General features: G+C 40.4%; 11 protein-coding genes and 1 pseudogene. 1 reads left to right on the top strand and 11 read right to left on the bottom strand.

Annotated features, from left to right (window positions below):
• Positions 1–30: 30 nt before the first annotated feature.
• From AM608_RS06640 to AM608_RS06610, 7 genes and pseudogenes are all read right to left on the bottom strand, one after another.
• Complete coding sequence (locus AM608_RS06640) at positions 31–384, bottom strand: MmcQ/YjbR family DNA-binding protein (RefSeq protein ID WP_053581174.1); 354 nt, start codon at positions 382–384, stop codon at positions 31–33.
• Positions 381–1,286, bottom strand: a complete 906-nt coding sequence (locus tag AM608_RS06635) for a hypothetical protein (RefSeq protein ID WP_053581173.1) — start codon at positions 1,284–1,286, stop codon at positions 381–383. The genes AM608_RS06640 and AM608_RS06635 overlap by 4 nt, the downstream gene beginning before the upstream one ends.
• Before the next feature lie 141 nt (positions 1,287–1,427).
• Entirely contained in the window at positions 1,428–1,889 is a 462-nt protein-coding gene (locus tag AM608_RS06630) for a GNAT family N-acetyltransferase (RefSeq protein ID WP_053581172.1), read from the bottom strand.
• A 39-nt stretch (positions 1,890–1,928) separates the two neighbouring features.
• Complete coding sequence (locus tag AM608_RS06625) at positions 1,929–2,312, bottom strand: VOC family protein (RefSeq protein ID WP_053581171.1); 384 nt, start codon at positions 2,310–2,312, stop codon at positions 1,929–1,931.
• A gap of 48 nt (positions 2,313–2,360) precedes the next feature.
• Positions 2,361–3,344 (bottom strand): HlyD family secretion protein, encoded by a 984-nt coding sequence (locus AM608_RS06620; RefSeq protein ID WP_053581170.1) that lies wholly within the window; start codon positions 3,342–3,344, stop codon positions 2,361–2,363.
• Between the two features lie 78 nt (positions 3,345–3,422).
• A pseudogene (locus tag AM608_RS06615) lies at positions 3,423–4,839 on the bottom strand (TolC family protein).
• 110 nt (positions 4,840–4,949) lie between these two features.
• Positions 4,950–7,067, bottom strand: coding sequence for a heparinase II/III family protein (locus AM608_RS06610; RefSeq protein ID WP_053581169.1), 2,118 nt, complete (start codon positions 7,065–7,067; stop codon positions 4,950–4,952).
• A gap of 1,458 nt (positions 7,068–8,525) precedes the next feature.
• Here AM608_RS06610 and AM608_RS12260 point away from each other — a divergent pair.
• Positions 8,526–8,702, top strand: a complete 177-nt coding sequence (locus AM608_RS12260) for a hypothetical protein (protein WP_172672750.1) — start codon at positions 8,526–8,528, stop codon at positions 8,700–8,702.
• A gap of 112 nt (positions 8,703–8,814) precedes the next feature.
• On the opposite strand, the gene AM608_RS06600 is transcribed toward AM608_RS12260, so the two are convergent.
• Genes AM608_RS06600 through AM608_RS06585 form a run of 4 tightly spaced genes read right to left on the bottom strand, consistent with a single transcriptional unit; the run spans position 8,815 to position 12,038 of the window.
• On the bottom strand, positions 8,815–9,564 hold the full coding sequence (locus tag AM608_RS06600) for a uroporphyrinogen-III synthase (protein WP_009410955.1): 750 nt from the start codon (positions 9,562–9,564) through the stop codon (positions 8,815–8,817).
• A 33-nt stretch (positions 9,565–9,597) separates the two neighbouring features.
• A complete protein-coding gene (locus AM608_RS06595) occupies positions 9,598–10,302 on the bottom strand; it encodes a DUF4271 domain-containing protein (RefSeq protein WP_053581168.1) in 705 nt (234 codons plus the stop codon).
• Positions 10,303–10,315: 13 nt separating this feature from the next.
• Positions 10,316–10,696, bottom strand: a complete 381-nt coding sequence (locus AM608_RS06590; protein WP_053581167.1) for a DUF4296 domain-containing protein — start codon at positions 10,694–10,696, stop codon at positions 10,316–10,318.
• Positions 10,697–10,700: 4 nt separating this feature from the next.
• Complete coding sequence (locus AM608_RS06585) at positions 10,701–12,038, bottom strand: dihydroorotase (RefSeq protein WP_053581166.1); 1,338 nt, start codon at positions 12,036–12,038, stop codon at positions 10,701–10,703.
• Positions 12,039–12,042: the final 4 nt, after the last annotated feature.

Here is a 12,042-nt window from a genome sequence, read left to right as displayed (position 1 = left end):
TATTCCCAATCCTAAGAAAGATTACGGAGTTTACACCCCTAACGCTTCTCTTTCCTTCTTTGGTACTTTGGCAAGTACTTGGTCGTAAGAGTGCTGTATCATCTCCTTGATAAGGGCAGGGGGTAAGCCTTCTAAAAGTACAGTATTCCAATGTTTTTTGTTGAGGTGGTAGCCCGCTATAATCTTATCGGGGTATTGCTCGCGGAGTTCTATCGCACGCTCAGGATTGCACTTGAGGCTCACACTCATAGGCACGCGGTTTAGGTTTATCAGTGCAAAGATACGATTTGCTATGCGGAAGACCAAAAAGTCCTCCCCGAAAGGCATATCCTCAGTAGTGTAAGGCAAAGTTAAGCAAAAATCTCTAAAGGTTTCTATGTTCATTTCTTTCGAATGTTATATAATTCTCCGCCACTATCACTGTCTTTATAAATCAAGACCCTATCGCCCCAAAGGTCTTTTATTTGTATTATTTTCCGTGAGCTTTTGGTGTTCCATTTAAATTGGATAGAGTCATTGCCTATCTTAAAAGTATAGTATTTATAGCCGTAAGGATAAAACCAAAATGCAAAATGATTTCCTCCGCCCTGATTCCCCAAAACTACCTGATCAAATGAGTACAAATTATTGGTGATTTTATTATCTACTAAATTATAGCTTGGTGTTTGGGTATATTCTATTTCATAAAAAGTATTGTATTTATAATCTTCCGTAAAATATTCGCCTTTGCTTCCTATGCACACAATAGACGAGAAACCTACAGGAATTATTTTTTGTATTACACCTAATTGCTCGTCAATATATTGTCTGCCTATCTTTCTAATAGCTTCTAAATCATATTTTCCATTCTTATCTTTTGGAATAGAGTAGTTTTTAATAATACTATCGTGGCCTAAATACTGTAATTCCTTTACTTTTTCAGCTTTTGTCCAAGGATAAGTGTATTTATAGATAATATCCTTATATTTTTCGCCTATGACCTTGTCATAAAATGTTTTATTTCCCTGAAAAACACCTTTAGCATTTATCTTTTGTTTGATTTTAAAGTTTTTATCAAGTAAAAACCAATCGTATTCTTTGTTTAAATATATAAAATCGTCAGTTGGGTCGTAGATAATCCTATCAGAGCTCATAACATCTTCTTCAGTAAGTAGTGTATCTACTATAAAAAGATTTTTGTCAAAGCCGTTAAACTCAGGAATCTCAGGGTGCTTGTCTTTCCCTGGTACTTCATAACCGCAACTGCTATATAAAAATAGTATTGCTAATAGAATTACTGTTTTCATATGTGAATTATTGTTTTATTCTGGTTATCTTTCGCTGAAAGCTTAAACAGATTTCTTCTATTGATGTTTGCTTAGTATTAAACACGAACTAGGAGAAACGTCCCAGTAGGGGATAAATCTATTAATGAGCCAATTGGCAAATTAGCTAATTGCCAAATTACTCTTCACCATCTTGTATTTCTTCCTTTCTCCTTCAACAGTGGCTACTACTTTAAAACCGAGTTTTGTATAAAGACCTTTAGCTATCGGGTTGTCATCAAATACATTTAGGCTAATAGAATGAACTCTTTTATCCTCAAAAAGCATTGCGATAAATAACTGCATTGCTGAGGTGCCTAATCCTTTTCCTGTAAGCGAAGGATTGATAAGAAATCTACCAATATGTACGTTGCTCCCTTCTACTCTTATTTGCTGAATCATTCCTATAAAACTACCCTCTGCCTCAATACGAAAGCAATGAGACAAAGCATTGAGCGCTTCTATGGTAAGAGGATATTTCAAAGCATCTCCCGCCCATTGTTGCAAGAAATCAGCGCCTTTGCTATTTGTCCAATGTATAATAGCTTGCTTATCTTTAGTTGATAATCCTTCAGTTATTCTCATTTTATCAAACAAACTTACTTGCTTTTTAATATTATCTAATCAGATAGTTATCTCTACCATATTGCCATCAGGGTCAAGTATCACACTCTCGTAATACCCATCACCTGTGGTGCGTGGGGCACTAAAGCAAGTATAGCCTTCATCTATGATTTTCTGAGTAAGTGCTTCAACAGCCTCCTTGCTTCCTACACTGAAGGCAAAGTGTATGATCCCTTCACTCGTCACCTTGTCCAAAGGTTCACTGAGGTTGGGTCTCCACATTATTTCCAAACGAGCGCCACTATCAAAACTTAGAAAGTAGGTGCGTAATCCTGTTTTAGGATTATGGTACAACTCGTTTGATTTTGCCCCGAAGAAAGTCTCATAAAAGGCTTTAGATACTTCCAAATCTTTTACATATAAAGCGATGTGGTCTATTTTCATAAAAACAATTTACTTATTGATGGCTCAATTTTCTGATGAGTTAATCGGTTAATTTTTATCTTCAACTAATACCGACATTCCCGGTCTTAAATCCTTTACTTTTTGGGTGGGGTAGGCTTTGATAGCGAAAGTTTTCTTGTCGAAGTCGCCTTTGCTTTTGGTAGCTGTCCAAGTGGCGAAATCAGCTTGTACGGCTATGTGTTTTACTTCCAACTCTATCACTTGATTGGCAAGCGCCGGCACGATGCCTTTGAATTTAGTACCTATCTTAAAATCTGCCATTTTATCTTCGCGTATGTTGAACACCACCCACTCGTCTTGGGTATCAATGAGGTTCATCACAGGATAACCCGCATTCACGATTTCGCCTTCGTTGGGGATAATGGTTTGTATTTCGGCATCGGAAGGTGCGAACACTTTAGCACCTTCTTTATAGGCATTTACCTCAGTAATGACCCCTTGCGCTTGGGCTACGAGGGCTCGGGCAGCAGTTTTATCCTCTACACGAGCTCCGTTTTTCGCCATTTCGTATTGTGATTTAGCTGCTTCAGCTTGTTTTTGAAGGGCAACCATTTGGGTGTAAGCCTCGTCTTTCTTTTGAGCAGGCAATACCTTATCGTTATAGAGGTTGCTCACGCGCTGATAGGTTTTTTCAGCGAGCTGGGCAGCAGCTTGGGCTTGTTGCCATACATTGTAAGCCCCTTGAATCTGTTCGCTACGAGCTCCTCTTTGTGCTTTGTCGGATTGAGCTTGTGCTGCCAAACGTGCCGCTTCGGCTTGAGAGAGTTTGGCATCGAGTTCAGTGCTTTCGAGTTCTAAAAGAAGGTCGCCTTTGTGCACTTGGTCGCCTTCCTGCTTGTAGATAGCTTTCACCCTACCAGGTACTTTTGGGGCAACGTTGATTTGTTTGGCTTCTACTTGTCCTTGCAAATATACAGGTTCGCGGTTACTAAAAAAGTAGATAGAGAGAATAAGAACTACTGCAAATACAGTGATTGTTACAATAAGACCGGTGATGTTTTTCTTTTTCATTGTTTATTTAGTTAAGAGTTTATGAGAGGCACGAGCTACAAGCTCGCGCCAGCGTATGTTAAGAGCATTTGTGTCGCTCTACCTTGTTGCTTGTTCGCTGAATTTATCGCTCATTCCACAGGTTTCGAGGAGCTGAGCGAGGGTTTTGTCCATTTCAAAAAGGGCTTGGTAGCGTTTGATTTTAATAGAAGCCAAATAAAGGTTGGCATCGGCTACATCGGTGGAGGTGGAGAGACCTTCGGCAAAAGCTTTGTCGCGAGCACGTACGAGCTCTTCGGCAAAACGCAAACTCTCTTCTAAGCTGAGGTATTGTTCACGTTGCTTTTCAATCTCGGTGTACTGTTTTTTCACTAAGGTTTGTACGTCTTTTTCGGCTTGTGCAGTGATGAGCTCCACACTCTCACGCATCGCTTTGGCTTGGGCTATTTTGTTTTTGTCCTGCAAACCGTTGAAAAGATTCCACTGTAACCCTACACCCACTACCCAGTTATCGGGTTCAGTTAAGGGTAGATTTTCGCTCCACAAGTACTTTTTCCCTACTACGGCTACATCGGGCAAATAAGCGGCTTGTTGCGCTTTTACGCTTTGGGTAGCCATTTGGGCTTTGAGCTTGGCTTGCACAATCATAGGGTAGTGCTCTTTGGCTTGCTGTTGGTAGTACTCGAGCGATTGGAGAGGGGCTACTTCAAAGAGTTCGGTGGTGAGGGCAGTGAGTGGTTGCTCGGTAGTGCCCATCACACCATAGAGAGCTGTTTGCGCTAATTGTATGTCCTTTTCAGCAGCCATCACCTCACGCTCGGCATCGGTAACGGCTTTTTTGGCTTGCATTGTTTCTACGGAAGCTATCATTCCGTTCTTTTCGAGCTTTTGGGCATTTTCATAGTGATGTTGCGCTGTTTCAAACGACTGTTTTCTCACTTCCAACGCTTTTTGAGCTAACTGTACTTGAAAATAACGTTCCGCCAACTCACTGATGAGGGCATTTTCGGTTTTTTTGCTCTCTACGGTAGCTATTTCGGTGTTGAGCGCACTGACACGGTTGCCTACACGCACCTTTCCACCAGCAAAAAGCACCCATTTGGCATCGGCGCTTACTTTCCAAATGTCTTGTTTCTGAAACTCATAGCGCCAGTCTTGGGCAAAAAGCGGTTGCAACCTGCCAAGTAGGGGGGGTAAGTAGCGGACGCATAGGGGCAGGCACTTGGGTTGCGAATCCCTGTAAGCCAGTTTGCAAGGGCGCCTTATACTCGTTGAAGTCCAACGAAAGCGGGTCGGCGAGGTGCATATAGCTCGCATTGAGACTCAGTTGGGGCAGATAGAGCCCACGGAATGACTTGCGGTTATAATCGGCTGCTTCGGTTTGTTTTTCGATGCCTTTGAGTTTTTGGTTACCTGAACGCATCTGGCTAAGCGCTTCGTCGAATGAGAGCGATTGCGCTCGTAATGAAGCTGTTATCCCTATAACGAAGAGGCATAGTAAAGTATATTTTTTCATAAAAGAAAACTTTTTATTTCTACGGGGCAAAATTACGGCGATTTTTCCAGATGAACGACTCGTTTGTTTGCAAAGTTTTTAAGATAGATTAAAAAATAAAGCCTCTTAATTTATTTCTTCTCTATTTGACAGCCGTATGACTTTGTTTTATCAAAGGTTAAAATATATCGTTTTCCTTGGTAGGTGAATCTTACCCCTATTTGAGCTGTATTTTCAAAGGTTTCAGTGCGGGGTAAATCGGAAAGAGCTGTATCGCCTACTTGGATAATATGCATAAACAAGTCTTCTTTAGAAGCCGTTTGTGGGCTCACTTCTATACGCCAATGTCCCAATTGTGGGTGATTGGCGGGAGGGAGATTCATATTATACCCGTAATCTTGTGGAGTGAGTTTGGGTAGAGGCCAGTTGCGTCCGTCAGACCAGAAATCCTTTCCACTTCCACCTATTTTAGTAAGTGTAGCATTGGCAGGGAATAAAGTACGGCAAATCATCTTACCTCCGTCGGAGGTTTCTGAGAACTCCCTGCTACCTTTCATCACAGGTTCGTTGATGGTGTGTATCAGCCACGTTTTGGGATAATTCTTGTCGGTAGATGTTACCCTATCGAACACTACAAAAAGGTCGGGGTAGAAATATATAAATTCACGCACGACTAACGAGGCTTTTTGGCTGTTGTAGCTTTTGGTAGCATCGGAGACGAGATATACATAATCGTCAGTGATACGCTTCTCTTTCAATACAGAGCCTAATATGTTGTTTTGTCCGCCATCGTTGGGGATAGGTTCGAACTTGTTTTCGGTAGAAGCCCCTCCGCCCCAGTATTCGGGCATTTTTTCATTGGGCATTCTGATAGTTACGCAGTTATGGGCTACCGTACGGGCGTAGTAATGCGACAGATGCCAGCCAGGTTCGGGGCGGGTACCTGTATCTAACGCACGGTAACCTTTTTTGTAGATAGTGAAATGATTATTATCGAAGTGCTTGTGGTAAGGGGTTTTACCTCCGCTCACAAAAAGAGCATAAGTGTCGTTTTCGCCCGTTCCTGAACGCATAATGACTTCTCCCGTACCCTCGAAATACACGGCTCCTTTACCCGAAGGTGTCGCTCCCTGAGTTCCTTGAGGATATTTTTGTAAGAACGGCATAAAGGGTAGTCGTTCTGTATAGTGTTTCTTATTGAATAAGCCTAACAGGCGTTGTATATTGGTAGAACTTCCATAAAGAGAGGCTATCTCTCTCAGGTGATAATTGATGTCTCTTTCGGGGAGCAAGCAATCGTAGTGATAACTGTCGCCAAAGCCAAACTCGCGATTGTTTGGTAAGCGATTCCAATCGATATAGTCCAAATATTTGAATACGTAGTTGAGCCTTTGAGAGAGGTCTACGCCTGTGGCTGCGCGATGACTGCGAATGAAATTGAAATCGGCGATAGGATAAGCACCTAACGAATAGCCTACACACCCTGTGACAGCCCCTCCGCTCATACCGATAATATCACGACGATATTCTGCCATTTTCATATTCAAGGCAAATCCTTTTTGAAACATATCTTCACAGCGTGCGTTATCAATACCGTCGTTGTGAAAGGTGATACCTATATACCACGGTAGGGCGTCTGTGCCATAAAATCCTGTATTGTATCCCCCTGTATTCTCCCGATTGCGCTCTGGGCGTAATCCTTTTCCGTGCCAAGCAATATCCATCATTACCTGATAAAGAGGTTTGCCTATTTGCTCGCGTTCTTTGGGGGTTAAGTAGTTGTAAATCCAATCATAAGCACATAATGCATTGATTTGAGGGAACACATACCAATCAGCATTCAAGTTGTGACTTACCCGAAGGCGGTAATATTCAGTGATTTTTTGTAAGAATTTTTTGGTATAGTCGAGATATTTCGCTTCACCCGTTATCAAATATAATATGGCGACTTGCGATACTTTGGAGATTTTCAAGCCGTTATCAGTACCATTCACCGCGGTAGGATTTTCAAAAGAGATAGGTTCATTTAAGAGCTTATCCACATCTCTTTTAGTTTCGGTATACGTATCCAGAGCCGAGCTTTGGGCAGCGTTTTTGATATTCGGAATATCTTCTTTAGTAATAAAAAGGCGTGGGTGTTCGGTGCGAACAGTGCCTGTTATCTCTTGCTCATTAGGGTCTGTATCTTTACGACACGATAGCATCGCTATTAACAGAGTCCATAGCATCATAAATACTGCTTTTTTCATAAGTAAAGAATGTTTTTAGTTTATTTAATTGTTCTTGTTGCTTTGCTATATTTAAGGTGAGTTCGACGTAAGAAAAGTGTAGCTTACGCTACAGAAATCTTACAAATATTTACAAATCAAACAAATGGGCAACAAGTTGCCTTTAGACACATACTCTGCTATGCCAGCTCGCAGACTACACACAGATTACACGAGTTTGACTCGGATATTGTTTATAAAATGGAATGTGATTTGTTTCAACGATGCAAAGTTACGATGAAAAAACGAGATAGGCAACCGTAGCAAGATAGGTGGGGAAAAATTAGCAAATTGGAAAATTTGGAAATTAGAGAATGAGAGAATTAGGAAATGAGGTGCGAGTTTGAGTTAGAGGAATGAGGCTGTGCCTCAGAAATTAAACAAAAATTAAACAAAATCAAGGCCGCGCCTTGTAAACCAGCGGAGGTATTGTCAGTTTATTGAACTTTGGCAAAGGTGCGAGCCGCACAGGCAGTGTGAGCCACACGGGCAGATTAATTAGAAAATTAGAAAATGAGAGAATTAGCAAATGGGGAGGGTTGAGGAGTTCGGAAGAAAACGGAATTTTCCAAAAGGAGATTAAGGGGTGTTTTGATGAAAAAAGGGTGTAAGGAGGGTGGGGTTAGCTTATAGAGAGCTTATAGGAAGCTTATACGAATCTTGGACGATTGGTATAGAAAGGGTATATAAGTAATTGATTCATAACACAATACAACAGTGCTAAAAATGTTAAAATCGGGGTTTCGAGGCGAAGGAAAGAGAAAGTAATAACGCTCTCACCTGCCCTCTTTTTAAGAAAAGAGATATAGAGAGGTAAAGGTTGGGGCGGGAAAATATAAAAGTACGAAAAACTTTTTTTAATATCAATATTGACTGGTGTTTATTATTTTTATATCTTTGTACCTTATTAAGGTTATATTTTGTATTTTTTAAAGGCTTAAGATATGAAAGCAAGAAATATCATAATCTTTATCTTAATTTGCATTGCGTTGTTTTTCTATGTAAACTTCTTTTATGCTATAGAAGTTCCTTATTTTAGCTATGAGGCGATGTCGAAAACATTTTCTGTGCTAATCTTCCCTTTTGTGGGGATGTTTGTGTTCTTTTGGTTTCAAAAAAGAGGTTCTGAGCATTCTTAAGAGTCCTCTTCCGCTATGCTCTCAAAAAAGATTGATAATAAAAGTTATATTGACGTCGGTTAGACATAAAGTAGCCGGTGATAGGTGGGTATGTGAGAGGCTAATCATCGGAAATCAAGGCTACGAATTATGAAATAGCTTTTTAAGACTTCGTTTGAAGATTAAAATTGGGGCAAAGTTTGAGACATTATCAGAATGAGAGACACAAAGGAAGAAAAAAAGCGCCTAATATATGGTATTGCTTCAACGTATTTTGTGATTATGTATAATATTATAGGTGTAAACAAATTGAAATAGAGATATGAAGACAAGTATTATTTTATTTATAGCAGGTGTTGTGCTTATTGTTTTAGGAGTTCTTGCTAAAATATTGCATTGGGAAGTGCCTATTAGTGGTTCTTTATTAATGGTGTCAGGTTTTATACTGGAAATTACAGCTTTATGCTCGCTTTTAGCGAGAAGCAGGAGAAGCAGATAGTATTTCTTGATAGTTAGAGATTTTCTTTATAAAAGGAAGTAAAAAAGCACCAAAGGTAAGGGAGAATAGTTCTTCCTTACCTTTGGTGCTTATAGAAAACGGATTTTAGATTCTATTTTTTGCTATTTTGCTTGCCTAAATAATGGTCGAGTGCTACGGTCATTGAGGGGCTCTCAGGTGAGGGAGCTTTAATATCAATGATAAGACCGGCTTCTTCGGCGGCTTTTAGGGTCGCATCGCCATAGACGGCTATTTTGGTTTTCTTCTGTGAAAAATCGGGGAAACTTTTAAACAGCGCCTCTATTCCTGCGGGCGAAAAGAAAGTAAGAATGTCGTACTTATTTTCTTTAATGGCTGAAATATCGCAATATACAGTGCGATAGAACACTACGCGTTCCCATTTTATCTTGATGTCGTTTAAAGCTGCGGTAGCCTCTGGTTTAGGGGCATCGGAGCCTGGGAAGAGGAATTTCTCTTCTTTGTATTTTTTGAGGATAGGCAAAAGGTCAGCAAACTCTTTTTTACCTACGTATATTTTGCGTTTGCGATAGGTAATATACTTCTGCAAATAGTAAGCGATGGCTTCGGACTGACAGAAATACTTCATAGTTGTAGGCACCTTAAAGCGCATTTCTTCAGCAATACGAAAATAGTGGTCTACCGATTTACGGCTAGTGAGGATAACGGCTGTAAAATTAGTAAGGTCAATCTTCTGCATTCTGACGTCCTTAGCGGTCATTCCTTCGACCTTAATAAAGGGCACAAAATCCACTTTTACCTTGTGGTTTTCAATAATTTGTGCATAAGGTGAGCTTTCGGCTTTCGGTTCTGGTTGCGAAACTAATATCGATTTTACCTTCATAAATGTTATTTCTTTACACCTCCTAACGCCCTATTATGAAACAAATTGAGCCATTTTCTGTACTTCAATTAAGTATTTTGTTCCATAGATGAGAAAGATATAGGGTGCGATTTCGAGGGTGCAAAGATACAAAATAAAATAGAATAAATAAGGTTTTATTTCTTTTTGATTGTTTTTTATGATTTTAATCCAACCTAATACATTGATTGCTAACAATATGGATACTAACACAAAAAGTAATAAAAATAGCTGATTTTTATTGGTGAAAGGGATATAAACTCCCAAAAAGAGGAGTATAACCATTACAATTGCGGCATAAGATGAATAAGAAACCCTGGTGAAGATATAATCTCTTGCGAAATCATAAAGGTCGAACAGGCTACTAATCCATTGTTGTAAGAGGAGTTTTGTGATTAACAGTGAGAAGACTATAAGCACCAATTCCAGAAACATAAACTGAGAGTTGTAAAGTTCTGTGATACCAAAATTCTTTAGCATAACATAGAAAAGAAGAGCTAAACACACACATTGCAAGAGAAAAAGCACTGTCATAAAGAGGTGCAATCGGCGTTCCTTTTTGCCGTAAATTACAATATATTTATTGTTAAACAGTAAGTTTTGATAATCGGCAAAATGTTTAGGATAGAATATACGCAGGAAAGCCACCAACCCAAAGATGAGTAGGAAGGCAGGAAATATCCACGAAAGATAAGACTGATGTAGTTCTAAGGCTTCCAAATACTGTATTTTATTATGGTTCGACTGTTGCTGGGTTCTCTTTTAGGGTCTCTAAGGGTAGCTTTCCGATACTATCGCGTTGTTTTTTGAGCTTTTCTTCTACCTTTTTCACTATACGGTCATAGTCTTTAGGCAGGGAGGCGTAATAGACCATATTTTGTGCGAGCGAAACGCTATCAAGCTGATATTTCTTGTAGATGAACTGTTGCGAATTGAACTGTAAAGAATCTAACATTTGGGCTTGTGAAACCTTCATAGATTCTAAAACAGCCAAATCGTAGAGCATACTTTCCATTTGCTTTTCGTCTAAAAACTTATCGGGTTTGGGTACGATGTTCTTTTTGCAGGCTACTACAATGAATAGCAAAGCGAATATATAAATGATTTTTCTCATAGTCTTATCTGTTAAAAGTGATGCGTTGCCCTTGAGACTCTGCAATTACCTTGCCATTGTGGTACACCTCTTTGCCATTTACGAAGGTACTCACTACAACCGAGTGGAATTGTTGCCCTTCGAGCGGACTCCAGCCACACTTGTAGAGCAGGTTGTTTTTCTGTACTGTCCATTGTGTGTCCATATCCACCAAAACAAGGTCGGCGTAATACCCTTCGCGTAAGAAACCGCGGTCTTTTACCTGAAAAAGGATTGCGGGATTATGACACATTTTCTCTACTATCTTTTTGATAGAAATGGTGCCTTTGTAGGCTTTTTCGAGCATTGCCACGAGCGAATGCTGTACCAAAGGCGCGCCTGAAGGGATATTCAGATAGCCCTTGCGCTGTTTTTCTTCGAGGGTATGAGGAGCGTGATCGGTAGCAATCACATCGAGACGGTCGTCCAAGAGGGCTTGCCACAGCGCAGTGCGGTCATCAGCCGTTTTTACAGCAGGATTCCATTTAATGAAAGCTCCACGAGTAGTATAGTCTTCATCAGTAAACCACAAGTGATGTACACATACCTCAGCGGTGATTTTCTTGTCCTTTAGTGGAATATCATTGCGGAAGAGGTCGGTTTCTTTAGCCGTAGAGAGGTGGAACACGTGTAGGCGTGCGCCCGTTTTTTCAGCTAAAGCAATGGCATGTGAAGAGGACAGATAGCAAGCCTCAGCACTGCGAATATGAGGGTGCATCGCAATAGGAATATCCTCGCCGTACAATTCTTGATAGTGGGCTAAGTTCTTTCGGATAGTTGCTTCATCTTCGCAATGAGCAGCAATTACTAAATCGACATTATTGAAAATAGCTTCTATGGTTTTCTCGTTGTCTACGAGCATATTCCCCGTAGAAGAGCCTAAGAAAAGTTTCACCCCTGCACAAGCATTTTTATCTAAGCGTTTCAGTTCTTCGAGGTTGTCGTTTGTTCCTCCCAAAAAGAAAGAATAGTTAGCAAACGACGACTGTTTGGCAATGGCAAATTTCTCTTCCAAAAGCGGAATCGTTACGGTTTGGGGTACCGTGTTAGGTTGTTCAAAAAAAGTAGTTACACCGCCGGCTACTGCAGCACGACTTTCGGTAGCGATGGTAGCTTTATGAGTAAGCCCAGGTTCGCGGAAGTGTACTTGATCGTCAATCACCCCAGGAAAGAGGTATTTGCCTTCGGCTTCCACCACCTCATAATTCCCTTTGGGAGTGATGTGAGTACCTATTTGGGCAATGCGCTCTCCCTCAATCAGGAGGTCGCCTTGAAAGAGGGTATTTTCGTTTACGATGATTGCGTTTTTGATAAGGGTTTTCATTAAG

This window comes from Capnocytophaga sp. oral taxon 323 (assembly GCF_001278825.1).
Classification (GTDB): domain Bacteria; phylum Bacteroidota; class Bacteroidia; order Flavobacteriales; family Flavobacteriaceae; genus Capnocytophaga; species Capnocytophaga ochracea.
This window is presented reverse-complemented; position numbering and strand designations above follow the sequence as displayed.